General features: G+C 70.4%; 18 protein-coding genes and 1 pseudogene. 8 read left to right on the forward strand and 11 right to left on the reverse strand.

The features are described from left to right. Positions 1-53: 53 nt before the first annotated feature. The gene (ilvA, locus tag ACWD4O_RS04635; protein WP_451277365.1) at positions 54-1,283 is read right to left on the reverse strand and encodes a threonine ammonia-lyase; all 1,230 of its coding nucleotides are present in this window, start codon (positions 1,281-1,283) and stop codon (positions 54-56) included. A gap of 163 nt (positions 1,284-1,446) precedes the next feature. Here ilvA and ACWD4O_RS04640 point away from each other — a divergent pair, with 163 nt between their 5' ends. The 3 genes from ACWD4O_RS04640 to ACWD4O_RS04650 all read left to right on the forward strand — a co-directional run bounded on the left by ACWD4O_RS04640 (position 1,447) and on the right by ACWD4O_RS04650 (position 2,966). Continuing rightward, on the forward strand, positions 1,447-1,944 hold the full coding sequence (locus ACWD4O_RS04640; RefSeq protein WP_451277737.1) for a MarR family winged helix-turn-helix transcriptional regulator: 498 nt from the start codon (positions 1,447-1,449) through the stop codon (positions 1,942-1,944). A 261-nt stretch (positions 1,945-2,205) separates the two neighbouring features. Continuing rightward, a complete protein-coding gene (locus ACWD4O_RS04645) occupies positions 2,206-2,721 on the forward strand; it encodes a sigma factor-like helix-turn-helix DNA-binding protein (protein WP_451277367.1) in 516 nt (171 codons plus the stop codon). Next, positions 2,718-2,966 (forward strand): hypothetical protein, encoded by a 249-nt coding sequence (locus tag ACWD4O_RS04650; protein WP_351910120.1) that lies wholly within the window; start codon positions 2,718-2,720, stop codon positions 2,964-2,966. Before ACWD4O_RS04645 ends, ACWD4O_RS04650 begins: the two co-directional genes overlap by 4 nt. Before the next feature lie 21 nt (positions 2,967-2,987). Here the strand turns inward: ACWD4O_RS04650 and ACWD4O_RS04655 are convergent, their stop codons facing one another. Further along, positions 2,988-4,142: a cystathionine gamma-synthase gene (locus ACWD4O_RS04655; RefSeq protein ID WP_451277369.1), complete on the reverse strand. Its 1,155-nt coding sequence runs from the start codon at positions 4,140-4,142 to the stop codon at positions 2,988-2,990. A 173-nt stretch (positions 4,143-4,315) separates the two neighbouring features. Here ACWD4O_RS04655 and ACWD4O_RS04660 point away from each other — a divergent pair, with 173 nt between their 5' ends. Then, a complete protein-coding gene (locus tag ACWD4O_RS04660) occupies positions 4,316-5,434 on the forward strand; it encodes a hypothetical protein (protein WP_451277371.1) in 1,119 nt (372 codons plus the stop codon). 113 nt (positions 5,435-5,547) lie between these two features. On the opposite strand, the gene msrA is transcribed toward ACWD4O_RS04660, so the two are convergent. From msrA to ACWD4O_RS04690, 6 genes are all read right to left on the reverse strand, one after another. Further along, positions 5,548-6,060, reverse strand: a complete 513-nt coding sequence (gene msrA, locus ACWD4O_RS04665; protein ID WP_451277373.1) for a peptide-methionine (S)-S-oxide reductase MsrA — start codon at positions 6,058-6,060, stop codon at positions 5,548-5,550. Positions 6,061-6,232: 172 nt separating this feature from the next. Then, positions 6,233-6,424, reverse strand: a complete 192-nt coding sequence (locus ACWD4O_RS04670; protein WP_451277375.1) for a hypothetical protein — start codon at positions 6,422-6,424, stop codon at positions 6,233-6,235. A 93-nt stretch (positions 6,425-6,517) separates the two neighbouring features. Next, positions 6,518-7,123, reverse strand: coding sequence for a hypothetical protein (locus ACWD4O_RS04675; RefSeq protein WP_451277377.1), 606 nt, complete (start codon positions 7,121-7,123; stop codon positions 6,518-6,520). After that, positions 7,120-7,680, reverse strand: coding sequence for an RNA polymerase sigma factor (locus ACWD4O_RS04680; RefSeq protein WP_451277379.1), 561 nt, complete (start codon positions 7,678-7,680; stop codon positions 7,120-7,122). Before ACWD4O_RS04680 ends, ACWD4O_RS04675 begins: the two co-directional genes overlap by 4 nt. Before the next feature lie 187 nt (positions 7,681-7,867). Beyond that, positions 7,868-9,112, reverse strand: coding sequence for a D-mannonate dehydratase ManD (gene manD / locus ACWD4O_RS04685; protein ID WP_451277381.1), 1,245 nt, complete (start codon positions 9,110-9,112; stop codon positions 7,868-7,870). A gap of 332 nt (positions 9,113-9,444) precedes the next feature. Beyond that, on the reverse strand, positions 9,445-10,863 hold the full coding sequence (locus ACWD4O_RS04690; RefSeq protein WP_451277383.1) for a gluconokinase, GntK/IdnK-type: 1,419 nt from the start codon (positions 10,861-10,863) through the stop codon (positions 9,445-9,447). A 255-nt stretch (positions 10,864-11,118) separates the two neighbouring features. Here ACWD4O_RS04690 and ACWD4O_RS04695 point away from each other — a divergent pair, with 255 nt between their 5' ends. The 4 genes and pseudogenes from ACWD4O_RS04695 to ACWD4O_RS04710 all read left to right on the forward strand — a co-directional run bounded on the left by ACWD4O_RS04695 (position 11,119) and on the right by ACWD4O_RS04710 (position 12,741). Further along, complete coding sequence (locus tag ACWD4O_RS04695) at positions 11,119-11,328, forward strand: hypothetical protein (RefSeq protein WP_451277385.1); 210 nt, start codon at positions 11,119-11,121, stop codon at positions 11,326-11,328. Positions 11,329-11,397: 69 nt separating this feature from the next. Next, positions 11,398-11,553, forward strand: a pseudogene (locus tag ACWD4O_RS04700) (DUF4291 family protein); the annotation flags it as partial. A gap of 96 nt (positions 11,554-11,649) precedes the next feature. Further along, complete coding sequence (locus ACWD4O_RS04705; RefSeq protein ID WP_451277739.1) at positions 11,650-12,309, forward strand: hypothetical protein; 660 nt, start codon at positions 11,650-11,652, stop codon at positions 12,307-12,309. A gap of 12 nt (positions 12,310-12,321) precedes the next feature. Then, positions 12,322-12,741, forward strand: a complete 420-nt coding sequence (locus ACWD4O_RS04710) for a hypothetical protein (RefSeq protein WP_451277387.1) — start codon at positions 12,322-12,324, stop codon at positions 12,739-12,741. 712 nt (positions 12,742-13,453) lie between these two features. Here the strand turns inward: ACWD4O_RS04710 and ACWD4O_RS04715 are convergent. The 3 genes from ACWD4O_RS04715 to ACWD4O_RS04725 form a co-directional block, all read right to left on the reverse strand. Continuing rightward, a complete protein-coding gene (locus ACWD4O_RS04715; protein WP_451277389.1) occupies positions 13,454-14,212 on the reverse strand; it encodes a DUF2182 domain-containing protein in 759 nt (252 codons plus the stop codon). Continuing rightward, positions 14,209-14,823, reverse strand: coding sequence for a DUF1326 domain-containing protein (locus ACWD4O_RS04720; protein ID WP_451277391.1), 615 nt, complete (start codon positions 14,821-14,823; stop codon positions 14,209-14,211). Before ACWD4O_RS04720 ends, ACWD4O_RS04715 begins: the two co-directional genes overlap by 4 nt. Before the next feature lie 209 nt (positions 14,824-15,032). Further along, positions 15,033-15,830, reverse strand: coding sequence for a carbon-nitrogen family hydrolase (locus tag ACWD4O_RS04725; RefSeq protein WP_451277393.1), 798 nt, complete (start codon positions 15,828-15,830; stop codon positions 15,033-15,035). Positions 15,831-15,974 lie beyond the last annotated feature (144 nt).

The raw sequence follows: 15,974 nt of genomic DNA on the forward strand, positions 1-15,974 counted from the left end.
GGCGGTCAGGCGGTCAGGCGGTCAGGCGGTCAGGCGGTCAGGCGGTCAGGCGGTCAGGCGATGACGGTGTAGCCGGACTCGCGCAGGGCCCGGCCGACCTCGGCGCAGTGCGCCGGACCCTTCGTCTCCAGGTGCAGCTCGACCTCCGCCTCGGTCAGCCCGAGCCGGGGATCGGTCCGCACATGGCCCACGTCCAGAACGTTGACATCGACCGCTGACAACACGCCGAGCAGCGTGGCGAGGGCGCCCGGCCGGTCCGTCAGCCGCAGCCGTACGGCCAGGTAGCGGCCCTGCGCCGCCATGCCGTGCCGCAGCACCCGCTCCATCAGCACCGGATCGACGTTGCCGCCGGACAGCACCGCGACGACCGGCCCGTCGAAGGATTCGGGCCGGCTCAGCAGCGCGGCCACCGGGCTGGCGCCGGCCGGCTCGACGACCAGCTTGGCCCGCTCCAGGCACAGCAGCAGCGCGGTGGACAACTCGTCCTCCGTCACCGTGCGCACCTCGTCCACCAGATCGCCGACGAGGGCGAACGGCACATCGCCGGGCCGGCCGACCTTGATGCCGTCGGCCATCGTCGCCGGGTTGGGGATCGACACCGGCCGCCCGGCCGCCAGCGACGGCGGATACGCCGCGGCCCCCGCCGCCTGCACGCCGACGATCCGCACGTCCGGCCGCAGCGCCTTCACCGCGACGGCGATGCCCGCCGCCAGACCGCCGCCGCCGACCCCGACGACGATCGTGCGCACCTCCGGGCACTGCTCCAGGATCTCCAGGCCGACCGTGCCCTGCCCCGCGATGACGTCGGGGTGGTCGAAGGGGTGGATGAACACCGCCCCCGTCGCGTCGGCGTACTCCTGCGCGGCGGCCAGCGTCTCGTCGACCACCGAGCCGTGCAGGCGCACCTCGGCGCCGTACTCGCGGGTGGCGCTGATCTTGGGAAGCGGCGCGCCCTGCGGCATGAACACCGTGGAACGCACGCCCAGCAGCGACGAGGCCAGCGCGACGCCCTGCGCGTGGTTGCCCGCGCTCGCCGCGACGACCCCGGCGGCCCGTTCCTCCGGCAGCAGCCCGGAGATCCGGACGTACGCGCCGCGCAGCTTGAACGATCCCGTCCGCTGGAGGTTCTCGCACTTGAAGTGCACCGGAGCCCCCACCAACTGGGAAAGGTGCCTGCTGCCCTCCATCGCGGTCATCCGCGCGACGCCCGACAGCATCTTCTGGGCGCCACGCACATCGTCGAGGGTGACGGCACGCAAGGAGTCAGCCGGGCGGTAGCTCATGACACCAGCATCGCAGTTCACAGGCGGGAACGGCCGCTGTGACCAACCTCCGAGACCGGTTTCCTCAGCGCCGGTACGACCCGCCTTCCAGCCGCGTACTCTGTCCCCCATTCCAGCAGCCCCTTCATGAAGTGAGCCCCCGGCCATGCCCACAACACCTGAAATGTCGATGGACATGACGACCGTCGGTGACACCGGTCTTCTCGACACGCTGCAGCACGAGGTCGCGGTGTTCGCCCGCCGTGCCGAACAGACCCGGCTCGGCGGTGTCGGGCAGGTGCGCAACTCCATGGACCGCGCCGCATACCTGCTGCTCAACCGCCTCGACAAGGAAGGCCCGATGGGCGTCAAGGCGCTCGCCGCGAGCATGGGCATCGACTCGTCCACGGTCACCCGGCAGGTGGCCCCGCTCGTCGACACCGGCCTGGTCAAGCGGACCTCGCACCCCGAGGACGGACGGGCCGTGGTGCTGCAGTTGTCCCCGCGCGGGCAGTCGCGTCTGGAGGAAGTACGGTCCTCCCGGCGGCAGTTGATGGCCGAGCTCACGGAAGAGTGGGCGCCGGAGGAGCGCGAGGCGTTCTGCACGCTCCTCACGCGCTTCAACACCGCGCTGTCCTCCCGGATGGCCGCCCAGGGCCTGCCGGGCGCGGAGCCGTCATAGACCGTGTCCTGAGCGAGAAGCGAGAAGCGCGCGGCTCTTCGCCCAGGCGTGCACGGCTCTTCGCCGAGGCGTGCGCGGCCCTCGAACGAGGAGTGCGCGGCCCTTGACCGAAAGCCTGCCCCTGGCCTCATATGAGACCGGAGGACATGGCCGTCCAGAGGCCAGGGATCCGAAAGCTCCGAAAGCCCCGGAAGTTCGGGAAGCTCGGGGAGCTCCGGGATCCAGGGGTTCAGGGGGACGCCGTCGGGCGGGAGGCTCGGTGTGCGAGAGACGCGTGCGGCCCAGGAAGCCCGCCGGGCCCGGGAGTTCGAGGCGTTCGTCGCCGGAGCGGGCGGACGGCTGCTGCACGCCGCGACACTGCTCACGGCCGAGGCCCCGGACGCCAACCCGCGCGCGCGTCGCCTGCTGACGCTCGCCCTCGCGCACACGTACGCGTGCTGGGACCGACTGCACGGCGAGGATCCGTACAACCGTGCCCGCGAGCACCTCGCCACCCGTTTCCTGCACGGCGCCTGGCACCAGTACGGCGCGCTGCCCCTGGGCCGCATCCTGCAGCGGCCCGCCGCCGTCGGAGCACTGGCCCGGCTCACTCCCCAGGAACGCCTCGTCCTGGTCCTGAGGCTGTACGAGGGCGTCGCCGAGGAGCAGGTGGCGGCCCTGCTCGGCCTCCCCAAGGACCGGGTCCGCACGGTCTGCGACCGCGCGACGGCGACGCTTCTGCACCCCCCGCGCGGACCGGCGCCCGCGGTCCGCCGGGCGAAAGCGGCCGCGTCGTGAACCGCGCCGAGCGGGACGCCGCCGTACGGCAGATCATGGAGCGGACGGCGCCGCACGTGCCCGCGGAGCTGCACGCGGACGTCGTACGCCGGGGCAGCCGCATGCTGCGCCGGCGGACGATCGCCCGGCGGCTGCTGTGGCTGCTGCTGCTCGCGGCGACCGTGGCGTTCGTGGTCTGGGCGGTGATCGCCCAGCCCTGGGTGGAGCCGCCGTCGGAGACGACTCCACCGCTCACCGACTGGTGACGGACAAGCCCCGGCGAGGGTCTAGCCGAGGGCCTGCTGCAGGTCTTCGAGGAGATCGTCGACGTTCTCGATGCCCACGGAGAGACGGACGAGATCGGCGGGCACCTCGAGGGCGGAACCGGCCACGGACGCGTGCGTCATGCGCCCCGGGTGCTCGATGAGGGACTCGACGCCGCCCAGGGACTCGCCCAGGGTGAACACCTTGGCGCGGTTGCAGACCTCGACGGCCGCCTCCTCACCGCCGGTCACCCGGAAGGAGATCATGCCGCCGAACGCCCGCATCTGCTTGGCGGCGACCTCGTGACCGGGGTGCTCCGGCAGGCCCGGGTACAGCACGCTCGTCACGCGTGCGTGCCGCGTCAGCATGTCGGCGACCTTGGTGGCGTTCTCGCTGTGCCGGTCCATGCGCACCGACAGCGTCTTCGTGCCGCGCAGCACCAGCCAGGAGTCGAAGGGCCCGGCGACCGCGCCCATCGCGTTCTGGTGGAACGCCAGCTCCTCGCCCAGCTCCGCGTCGCCGGTGATCAGCGCGCCGCCGACGACGTCCGAGTGACCGCCCATGTACTTGGTCAGGGAGTGCACGACGACGTCCGCGCCGAGCGCCAGCGGCTGCTGCAGATACGGCGTGGCGAAGGTGTTGTCGACGACGAGCCGGGCGCCCGCGTCACGGGCGATCTGGGCGACGGCGGCGATGTCGGTGATGCCGAGCAGCGGGTTGGAGGGGGTCTCCACCCACACCGCCTTGGTCTTCGGGGTGAGGGCGGCCCGCACGGCGGACGGATCGCTGGTGTCGGCGACCGACCACTCGACCCCCCACCGGGCGACGACCTTGGCGAAGAGCCGGAAGGTGCCGCCGTACGCGTCGTTGGGGATGACCACGTGGTCGCCGGGGCTGAGCAGCGTACGCAGCAGGCAGTCCTCGGCCGCCAGTCCGGAAGCGAACGCAAGGCCTCGGATGCCGCCTTCGAGCGCGGCGAGGTTCTCCTCCAGGGCGGTCCTGGTCGGGTTGGCGCTGCGGCTGTACTCGTAGCCGCCGCGCAGGCCGCCGACGCCGTCCTGCTTGTAGGTCGAGACCTGGTAGATCGGCGGGACGACCGCGCCGGTGAGGGGATCGGCGGTGTTGCCCGCGTGGATCGCGAGGGTCTCGAAATGCTGACTGATGTGCCTGTCACTCATGGACAACGAGCGTAGTCCGCTCGCGCGCCGGACGCGGGCAGGGCCCGGGACGGGCGTGCGACGGGCGTGGAACGGGCGTGGGACGGGCGGTTTTCTCGGCTGTGAGCGGACAGTTGTCCACAGGTGCGGGGGCGGGTTGGCCAATTGTCGGCGCGGTCTGGTTCGCTTGTGGCATGGAGATTCTCTGGGTCCTGATTGCGCTGGTCCTGATCGGCTTCGTGCTGCTGCCGTTCCTGCGGCGCAGGCGCGGCCAGATCGAGCTGGTCCCGGCGGATCACCCGGACGCCGCGGACCCGGCGACCTACGGATTCGTGCGCACGGAGGAGCTGGACATCCGCATGCCCGGCCCCGACCAGGACCTGCTGGACGTGCTGGACGTGGTGCAGCACACGCAGGACTACCGGGCCGCGCAGCAGCTGCTCGCCGGCACCGAGACGGAGGGTGAGCTGCGCTGGCAGCGCGTGCAGGCCTTCGCGGGCGCGGCGGCGCTGGAGCTGCAGCAGCGGCCGGGCGGTGTCAGCGAGACGCCGGGCGGGCAGTGGCTGCGGGTGTGGCGGACCGAGGCCCCGAAGGACGCGGGCGGTGCGGCGGTGCACGCCGAGTTCCTGGTCCAGCAGGCGTGGCGGACGTCGACGCGGGGCACGGACGACTTCCGGATCATCATGGAGGAGGCGAAGGACGCCTGCGGTCAGGCGGCGCTGCTCGCCCCCGGCGACCCGATCCCGTACATCGTCGAGCTGTCCGTGGCCCGTGGCCTGAACTACCCGCAGGCGGAGTTCGAGCAGCTCTGGCTGAAGATCCTGGACCGCGCTCCGGCGCACATGGGGGCGCATCTGGCGGCCCTGCACTACTGGTGCGAGAAGTGGCACGGTTCGCGCGAGATGGCGAACGCCTTCGCGGAGGCGGCAGCGGCCAGAGCCCCCCAGGGCTCGCTCCTCGCGGCCATGCCCCTGTTCGCGGTCTTCGAGCACCTGCCCGAGGTGAACCTGGTCAGCGGCTTCTACCAGAGCGAGGTCGTGACGAAGGCGATGCACGGCGCGCTGTTCGCGGTGCACGCGGCCCGGCCCGACGACCCGATGCTGGCGCACGTCCGCCACCTGCTGATCTTCTTCCTGGTGCGGGCCGAGCGCTGGTCCGAGGCGATGAGCCAGCTCATACATGTGGACGGACACGTCGGCGCCCTCCCCTGGACCCTCTCCCCCGACCCGGCGGGCGAGTTCGCGATCTACCGGGCGCTGGCGGTGGCGGGCTACGAGGCGAACGGCGGCAGCCCGGCCACGCTGCCGCACTGAGGTCGGCGGACCGTCGGGCGAAGCCTCGGCCGGGCCGGCCCGGCCAGTCGGCCGGGCCGGCCAGTCGGCCGGGCCGGCCTGCGCCTTCCGCCCTTCGCCGGACCGCCGCGCCGTCAGCCCTCCGCGCGGGCGGGCAGCCGCCATCCCGGGCGCGGGAAGTGGCAGGTGTAGCCGTCCGGGTAACGCTGCAGATAGTCCTGGTGCTCGGGCTCGGCCTCCCAGAAGGGGCCGACCGGCTCCACCTCGGTGACGACCTTGCCGGGCCACAGTCCGGAGGCGTCCACATCCGCGATCGTGTCCTCGGCGATCCGCTTCTGCTCGTCGTCCACGTAGTAGATCGCCGAGCGGTAGCTGAGGCCGATGTCGTTGCCCTGGCGGTTCTTGGTGCTCGGGTCGTGGATCTGGAAGAAGAACTCCAGGAGCGCGCGGAAGTCGGTCTTCTCGGGATCGAAGACGATCTCGATGGCCTCCGCGTGCGTGCCGTGGTTACGGTACGTCGCGTTCGCCACGTCACCCCCCGTGTATCCGACCCGGGTCGCCGTCACGCCCGGGAGTCGGCGTATCAGCTCCTCCATCCCCCAGAAGCATCCACCAGCCAGCACGGCCCTCTGCGTCTGCGACGCCATTACGGCCCCTCCAATATCTGTCGGCTCGGTCACGCGGGCTGCTCGGTTCGCACACCACCGGCATCCCAGCCCACTGACCTCAACGCACGAGGGTCCCCACCGATTCCGGGCCCGGCCGACCCGGCTCGCGAACTGCACGGGCCCGCGTCCGCCGAGCGGCATCACACGGAGATCACGAGGAGATGCCTCGCGTCACGCACCTTCGGATGAGGTCAGTGGTGGAGACACCCGCCGTGTATTTCACGAGCTGCAACTTCCCCGCAGCGGCCACCGGACCGAAGACCTCTTCGACGGTCTCCGGCGAGATGTCGTCTCCGTGCACGACCACCTCGATGTCGTGATCGTCCAGGAACTCGGCCGTCACGCGCTCCGGAGCGTTCGGCCGGTCCGAGCCCACCGCGGCCGTCGGTGGGCTCGGATCGTCCGGGCAGCCGGTTGCCCTTGCGGCTGGTTGCCCTTACTTCCCGAATGCCTGGCGGAGCTCGTCGACCGTCTCGTCCGAGGCCCCGTTCGTACCGCACACCGGGACGACGCCGTTCTCGGCGGCCACGATGTAGCGCTCACCTTCCGAGAACGTCAGCGCCTCCGGCCGGTTCGCGTCACTGTCGAGCACCACCGTCTCCGTGTCACCGCCCTTGAACCAGTCGTCGACGCGGAAGGTGACCGTGGAACCCTTGATGGAGGTGACCGTTCCCACGAAGAGGGTCGGGTACCCACGCAGGGTGTCGGGACCGGGTGCCACACACTTCTGGTTGCCGAAGCCGCCCTGGGTGGTGAGTTTCAGTGGGCCGGCCGAGGCCGGGTGCCCGTTGTCGTCGTTCGCCATGACTCCTCCGGCGATGCCGCCGCCGAGCAGTAGCAGACCGGCAGCCGCCGCGAGTCCGAGGAGCTGACGGCGGCTCCGTCGCGCGGCGGTCTTCACGGGGACCGTACTGCCGGTCTGGAGCGTGGTGTCGGTGGTCAAGATGTCCTCCACAAGTCGGTCGATGTCAGGCAGCGGAGCATGTGGGGCCAGCGCCGGGTCCGCGGACTTCAGCCGGGCCAGCAACTCGTCGTCATTCACTGACCGCTCCTTCCTTCATCTCTCTTGTGTCCGGACGGTTCGTCATGCTTTCGCCTGAGTTGTTCGGCGAGTTTCGTTTTCGCCCGGTGCAGCCGGATGCTCACGGCGTTGGACGTCAACCCGGTCGCCTCCGCGATCTGCCGGGGTGCCAGCCCCTCCCACGCCCACAGCCGCACCACCTCACGGTCCAGCGCCCCGAGGGAGGCGAGCGCGGCGTGCAGATCGCTGTGGTCGGCGACCCCGGCCGGCTGCTCCTCCTGCGTCCGGATCAACCGCTCCACCAGCCGGAGTCGGCGCCCGTCGGCACGGCGGGCATTCGCCAGGCAGCCCCGTGCCACCCCGTAGCACCACGGCAGCACGTCATCGGGGTCGAGGTCGGGGTCGAGGTCGGGGTCAGGGTCGGGGTCGAGGTCAGGCAGGGAAGCCGGCGCCGACCCCAGGCCGGGGACGTCGTCAATACGGCGCCACAGCACCAGCATCGCCTCCGCCAGGATGTCGTCGACCATGTCGGCGCTCGTCCGTCGCAGCAGATACCGGTGCAACGGTTCCACCACCACGTGCGCCAGTCTTTCGAAGCGCGCCCGCTGCCTCTGGCGCGACTCCTCTTCCGTCATGGATTCCACAACCCGTCCTGTCCGGCGCCGGCCGGATCCTTTCAGAGACGAGGGCGTAAGGAAGTCTGCCCGGGACCGCGACCCCGATCCGGACCGGCCGACGCATTCCGCAACCGTCGGCGGACGGTGCTCACCAGTCGTGCACGGTCCCGTCCCGCAGCCTGTTGACCGGCAGGTACGCCGGTTCGTACGGGAAGTGGCGCGCCGCCTCGGTGTCGAGTTCGACTCCGAGTCCCGGGGTGTCGGACGGGTGCAGCAGCCCGTCCTCGAACCGGAACGAGGTGCGGAAGACCTCCAGCGTCCGCTCGGAGTGCTGCATGTACTCCTGGATGCCGAAGTTGTGGATGGCCAGGTCCAGGTGGAGCGCCGCGGCCATGCCCACCGGGGAGATGTCGGTCGGGCCGTGCATCCCGGACTTGATGCCGTAGACATCTGCGAGGTCGAGCAGCTTCTTCATGGCGGTTACACCACCGGTGTGGGTGACGGCGGATCGCACGTAGTCGATCAGCCGCTCGCTCAGCAACGTGGTGTAGTCGTACACCGAGTTGAAGACCTCACCGATCGCCAACGGTGTCGTCGTGTGCTGCCTGATCAGCCGTAGGGCCGCCTGATCCTCCGCGGGCGTGGCGTCCTCCAGCCAGAACAGGTCGTACGGCTCCAGTGCCTTGCCCAGCTGAGCGGCCTGGATCGGCGTCATCCGGTGGTGCCCGTCGTGCAGCAACGGCAGTTCGGGACCGAACTCCGCCCGGACGGCCTCGAAGACGGACGGCATGTGCCGCAGATACGCGCGGGTGTCCCAGATCTCCACCGTCGGGCGGAGCCGCCCGCCGACGGTGGCGCGGCGCGCGGGCTCGTAGTCGTAGCGCTCTGCGCCCTCCGCGCCGGAGGCAGCCACCCCGTACACCGAGTCCAGGCCGGGGATGCCGCTCTGCACGCGGATGGCGCGGTAGCCCAGCTCCAGATGCTTGCGGACGGAGTCGAGCAGTTCGGGCACATCGCGGCCCGAGGCGTGCCCGTAGGCCAGGGCTCCGCTGCGGGACGCGCCGCCGAGGAGCTGGTAGAGGGGCATCCCGGCGCTCTTGGCCTTGATGTCCCACAGCGCCGTGTCGACCGCCGCGATGGCCGCCATGGTCACGGGGCCGCGCCGCCAGTAGGCGCCCCGGTAGAGGTACTGCCAGGTGTCCTCGATACGCGAGGCGTCGCCGCCGAGGATCAGGGGGACGACATGGTCGTCCAGATACGACTGCACGGCCAGTTCCCGGCCGTTCAGCGTGGCGTCGCCGAGGCCGGTGACGCCGTCCTCGGTGGTGAGGCGCAGGGTGACGAAGTTCCGTCCCGGGCTGGTGACGATCACCTCGGCAGACTCGATCCGCATGACGAGGTCCCCTTCTCTTCGGTCGGGTCGATCGGGCAGGTCAAATCGGGCGGGTCAATCGGGCGGGTCGACCGGGAGGGTCGACCGGGCAGGCCAAACGGCCAGACTCAAACGGCCAGGCTCAAACGGTCAGGTCAAACGGTCGGGTCAAGCGGCCAGGCCAAACGGTCGGGTCAGATGGTCGAGGTCGACCGTTCGGGTCGTCGGTCACGGAGCCGTGCGGCGACAGGGGGGCGGCGAGCCCGTTGCCGGGGCTCGGTCCGCACGCGGCCGGCGGAACGCACGCACAGGCCGGGCGACTCGGACGGCGGTCCGTGCTCGGGCGGACCGGCTCAGCGCCCCCGCGCGTGCCGGGCCAGCCGGGTCTGCACCTCGGCGACGATGCGTTCGACGGGCAGGGTCGCGTCGACCGTCATGCCGACCTCGTCGTCCTGCAGCGGTTCGAGGTCCTCGAACTGTGAGGGCACCAGGGAGGAGGGCATGTAGTGCGACTGTCTGCCGGCCACGCGGGCGGTGGCCTCGTCCTGGCCGAGTTCCAGGTGCACGAAGAACGCGTCGGGGCGGGCCACACGCAGCATCTCGCGGTAGATACGTCTGAGGGCCGAGCACGTGATCACCAGCCCTTCCTCCGAGCCCGCCGCCCGCATACGGCCCGCGATGGCGGCCAGCCACGGACTGCGGCTCCGGTCGTCGAGCGGGTCGCCGCGCTCCATCGACTCCCGGTTGGGCCTGCTGTGGAAGCGGTCCCCCTCCTCGAAGGGCACCCGGAGCGACTCCGCCAGGTACTGGCCCACGGTGGTCTTGCCGCACCCGGTCACCCCCATGACGACGACGGGAGCGCGCCGAGCACGGACCAACGCGGCCATGGCCTCCCGGAAACCGTCTCGATGGGCGGTCGGCAGGCCGTTCGCGTTGAACTCGTCCAGCCCCGCCCGAAGATGGTCGAGGACCGCGGGATCCTGCAGTCGTCCGCCCCGGATCTCGGCGAGGATGGCCTCTGCGAAGGCCTCCGATGCCGTCGCAAGTCCCTGGTCGACGGCGTAGGCCAGCCCCATGTGCAGCCACATGGCGATCGGCTCCGGCCGGGCCGGATAGCTCTGCACGGTGTCGGCGCCGACAGCGGCGCGCGCCGACGTGACTGTCGCTTCCTGGTGACCGCCCGCCCAGTCCCGGTCGATCCGGTGGTTCAGGGCCATGACGACCGGGTGGGAGAGACGCAGGAACAATTCGTTGCGCGAGCCGGCCAGCAGGGTGCGGTGGAAGGCGGCGTCGACGTCCCGGAAGCGCTGCCGGATCGCGGCGCCTTCCCGCGGCTGCGCAAAGTCCGGTTCCTCGCTGAGGGCGAGCAAGGTGCGGGCTTGGCTGGTCAAGTCGTGGCAGACCTCCGCGGACCTGCTCAGCGCCGCAAGCCTGGCCGCCCGGGGCTCGATCACCTCCCGCAGCTCGGTGAGTGACCGCATTTGGCTGTCGGGGGCCACCTCCAGACGCCACGCGATCACGTCGGGGTCCAGCAGGTCCCACCGTTCCAGCGCCTGGACGGTGGCTCCGATCCGCGGCTGCAGATTGATCAGGCCCTTCTGATGCAGCGTCTGCAGTGCCTCGCGCGCCATGGGCCGGGTGATCCCGAACTCGTGCACGACGGCGTCCACGGTCAGGTGCTGGTCGCGCGGCTTTCCGCCTTCCACGATCTGACAGCCCAGCAGTTCCACCACCTTGGCGGTGGAACCCCGTAGGGCGTCCTCGGAATCCACGCGAGGGTCTAATTCAGGACCAGTCATGGCGGGAATGCTAGGTCACAGCGCGGTTCTGGTCAGCCGTCCGGCCAACGCGTGAAGTAGCACAGAGAGCCCTATGGGCGCACAACGGAGCGCGCGCCCACCCGCAACCGCCCCCTTGCACCCCCTTCGCGCAGTGACGACACATCAGAAGCCTTCTCTGATACCGCTCATCTGGCTACGGTGGTCACTCATTCGAGAGGTTTCCTGACGCAGCTGCAGGAGTGCCGTATGTCCGAACCGACCTCGCCCACGCCACCGCCACCGCCACCGCCGGAGCGGCTGTCCTTGCGCTGGGCTCTCATCCTCTTGGCCGCGGTGGTGGCAGGACTGCTGGCAGGGCTGCTGACCTACGCCCAGTCGGGCAACTGGCCCGGATCACTCATGGCCGCACTCGGCGCAAGCGGCGCGACACTCGTGGGCCTTCCCCTGCTGCTCTGAGCCAAGCAGGACGGGTGTCAAACCAAGCGACCCGAAAACCAATGACCACCTGAACCGGCCGACTTCACGCTGTACGCCACGAAAGAACCGCAACGCAGGATCCGCGCGGCCCACTCGGAATCCACGATCACCGTCCACCAGGCGTACTCCCAGGAAATCGGCCTACCCGCCGCCCGCGACGGCCGTTTCCCGGCGGCACGGAAGCGGGACAGAATGACATGGATCACCAAGCCGCTTTCACAGCCTGCAAGGCTGCCTGTCTGGGCGCAGAGTTGCGTCAACTCCGTTGGGCAGGCCTGCCGAAGCGGAGATCATGGAGCCGTGGCGAAGTGGACGAAGAAAGCAGTTCCGGTCGAGCAGCCAGTTCTTGAGCCAGAGCTCTCCGCGTACCAACGGGCATTGCGGACACGGCTCCTCGCGGCTCCCGTGGTGCCTGCCCCCGAACCGTGGCGGCGGGTTGCCTTCGTGCCTGTCGGCGGGCTCCTCGGTATCGGCTTCGCGTCGCATCCCGACCATGGTCGCGATCTGGTGATGGTCGTCTCGCACGACGGTCACGGCCTCTTCGACGCCGTCACCGGGGAGAAGATCGCCAGGGACCGCGACCCCGACCCTGAGGACGGCACCCCCGACGCCGTTGCCGACCTGTCCTGCCCCGGACTGGGGCCGATCAGCGGTAGCCGCGTGCGTATCGCGGGGCTCTTCGGCGGTGGGCTTCACACCACTACGGCGGACGGCTGGACTCTGGAGGTCGTCACTCCGGCCTGGCCGAACGACCGTGTCCTGCTCTCCGGCGACGGCGGCCTGCCCCACCGCGGTCCCCACGGAGAGCGGTGGTGGCACATCTTCCACTCCCACTACTCCGAACTCCGAGCGGTCGGGTTCTCGCCCTCCGGGCAGACCATCGCCGTAGCGACGAGCAGCGATATTTCACTGTGGACTCGCAGGACGGACCACAGTCCCGCCGGCAGCGCCGAAACCTGAGAAAGCACGGCGATGGACGAGGACGAGAGCCTGCACCGGTACGGTCTGCACCCTGCCGGGGCGGACCTCGACGAAGTACGAGGTCTGCTCACCGCGCAGACCCGGCTGGAGAAGTGTGCGCAGGGAGACGGCGACACGGAGCTCATGAAGCTGTGCTGCGTACAGCTGTTCAACGCCGCGGTCCTCGAAGACGTGCTGCTCATCTGGCAGGCCAAGTCCGCAAGCATGGACGCCGACTGCTCGATCGACATCCAGTTGCTGTGCGGAAGCGGACTGGCCAGGACCAAGGCGTATCTGGCGAACCAGCGCCGTCCCGAAGCCGAAGCGGCACTGCAACGACTGCTCCGCTGTGAGGCGGCCGGCGACTTCGAGGATTTCTCCGCCGCAGGGCACTCAGCCTTGTACGCCGCCTACTACGCGCCTGATGCCTGACGTCGGTCCGGGTGAGATTCGGAGCGCACACCGCAGACGCCTGCTGTGCGACGCTCGCGCCGATGCACAACAGATAGCGTCGGGTCGACGTGCCGCCCGTCAGCGGGCTCAGGGAGCGGTGGCTCGCAATCGGGATCCCCTCCTCGGAGATCGACCGCGTGGCGTCGTATCAGGAACGTTGGGGTGGACTCGTCCTGCCGCCCGCTCCGCACTACGACGGCGGACCCAGGTATCTGGATTCCGATCTTCCGGAAGGTTCGTCGGCTGAAGGGTGGTGGTTCGCTGCCGGGCCCCAGCGGACAGCGCTCCCGTATTCGTTCTTGATCGGCCCGGGGGGGGCGAGTTCGGCATCCACGGCGATCGCTGGACGCCCCTGCACCGGTCCGTCGAGGGGTGGGTGGAGTCCGTCGCGCTGGCCCACTGTGTGTCCACGCGGGCGAAGCGGATCACCAGGGTGACCGGCGCTGAGGTCGATGCCATCCCCCTGGACGGCTTCGAGCCCGTGACGGAGGTCATGGGGCTGGCGGACACCTGGTGGCGCGGAAGCGACTCATGGGTGGCGATTTACGCCGGGGAGGCTGAATGCTTCTCGGAGCCCGAGTGCCGCACCGCATGGATCTACTCGGATCTCGATGAGCGGGGGCTGTATGGAGAGCGTAGACGGTGACGGAGAACGCGCGGCGGGTGATTTCGCGCGGGCACCTGCCCGCCCTCACATCCTGGCCATACCGCCACCGGTGAGGCCCGGAGCCAGCGCCGGGAACCAGAAGACGGCGACGGCCAGGGCGATCGAGGAGATCCCCACGACACGGGCCACCAGAGGGCCGGCCGGAGCCAGCTTCTCAGCGGTGATCACGGCGGTCAGGACCACCATGGCCCACAGGTTCATCACGCCGAACGCCGCGAGCAGCACCATCAGCGACCAACAGCAGCCCAGGCAGAAGGCCCCGTGGTGGGCTCCCACACGCAGATCGCGCGAGGGCCCCGAGTACGAGGCGTAGCGCAGCATCAGCCAGATCGGCGAGCGGCACCTCGCCAGGCAGCGGTCTTTGAGGGGCGTGAGCTGGTAGACACCGCTGATCGCGAAAACGGCCGCGGCGACTGCCGTCCCCGTCGCGGCGGGGAGGCTCGCCGCACGGCCCAGGCCGACGGCCAGCCCGTACGCCAGCAGCCCGGCCGCTGCCCAGACGAGCAGGTAGGCGACGGTGAAAACGACCATGCGCGGCACCCGGTGCACGGTGATGGTGCGTGCGTACAGCGCGGCGACGGGTGCCGTGGCGGGCAGCATCATCGCAGCCATCATCAGCGTCCACACGGCCAGGAAAGCGGGCAGGCCCAGGCCCATGGTGCCCGGCATCGCCTGCGTGCCGTCCCAGCGTGTCACCACCCAGACCCAGGCGGCGGCCGCCGCGACCAACAGCAGTCCGGCGGGGCCCGCCCTGCGGCGGACGGTGACCAGCCGACCGGTCACGCGGACCACGTGAAGGGCGCGGAGTGTCCGTTGCCGCCGGAGAAGTCCCAGGATCGGCCGTACACGCCGTCGCCCGTCGCCCGGGTGGACCGGGCGATGGTCAGCGTGCTGTTCGCCGGGTGGAACATGCCGGTCAGGCCCATGACCGGACCGTCCTCGCCGTACTGGGGGGCGACCTGGTCCTCGATCTCGATGTCGATGGCGTCGCCCACCCGCGCGGCGTGGCGGCGGCCGTCGTCGCGGTAGTCGATGGGAGCGCGCTCCATGCCGAGGACCTCGCCGATGAGCGGGGTGAGCGCCGCCATCGGCCCGCCGGCCTGGCCGGAGAAGACCTTGCCCAGCGCCTCCGCCTGGCCGTCGTCGGCCGAAGCGTCGAGGTACAGCGCCACCTGCCAGCCGCCGTCGGCCATCACCCGGGGCGCGTCGATGAAGACGGCGACGCTGCGGTCGGAGACGTCCACGCCGTCCACGCTCCCGCTGTCCACGTGGAACGCCAAGGTCACCTGGCAGCGCTCGTGGTCGGCCGGTGCGGTGAGGCCGGAGGTGGTGCAGGGGCACACCACGTCGCAGTTGCAGCTCTCCAGATATGTGCCGTTCAGATTCCAGGACATGGCTCCACCTCTTCTTCACATGGTCCGTTCTGTCCCGGTTTCGTTCTTCTCCAGGCTATTCCCGGCGACGCCCCTCCCGCAGATCCGCTGCCGGGCCGGATCAATGGAGACGGGGCATCCGGAGATCCACGCCCTCGTCAGCGGCGGCGACCCGGTCTGCCCGCCCCGCCCGCCGCATTCACCGCTGTTCAGGGGCCCCGATGCCGCATTCACCGCCGTTCAGGGGCCCCGATGGCGAGGACTCGATCGCGGAGTACGGGAAGCTCGGTGCGGATGCGGGTGACTTCGGCCATGTCGAGGTCCACCGTCACCGTCTCCGCTGCGGCGCCGGCCGCGCCCAGGACGGTTCCCCAGGGGTCGATGATCATGCTGTGGCCGGCCTGCTGCATGCCGCCGTGGGTGCCTGCCGCGCAACAGGCCAGGAGGAAGACCTGCTCCTCCAGGGCCCTCGTGCGGGTAAGGAGCTGCCAGTGGCCGAGGCGGGCCGCGGGCCAGGCCGCAGGCACCACGATCAGCTCCGCGCCCGCGTCGAGCAGGCCCCGGAAGAGTTCGGGGAAGCGGAGGTCGTAGCAGATGGCGAGGCCGATCACACCGAAGTCGGTGGGCACGGTGACGATGTCGTCGCCGCCGCCCATCATGGTCGCCTCACCGGTGTCGAAGCCGTATCGATGGATCTTGCGATAGCTGCCGCGCAGCTCGCCCTCCCGGTCGAAGAGGAGTGCGGTGTTGTACAGGGTCCCGTCCCCGTCCCGCTCGATGATCGATCCGGCGTGGAGCCACGTCCCGGCCTGACGGGCGGCGGCGGACATGATCTCGGCGGTGGGGCCGTCGACCCCTTCGGCATCGCGTCCCCAGCGGTCGTAGGCCCAGGCGCCGCCCGTCCACAGCTCCGGCAGGACCACGAGATCGTCGCCCGCCCGGCTGCGGACCAGGGAAGCCGCCCTGTGACGGCGCTCGTCGGCGGAGTCCGACGAGTCCACGGACAGCTGTAACAGCGAGGCACGCATGGCTGTCACCTCCGTGACCGTTCCGCACGGTCCAGGGGAAACCTGTTCCCTTCGAGCGTAGGCGACAACGTGCGCATCTCGCGTCCCGTGGCACAACAGCCGTCCCGACAGCCGTCCCGACCGCCGTCCCGACGGCCTTCCGGA

This window comes from Streptomyces sp. NPDC002623 (genome assembly GCF_053592635.1).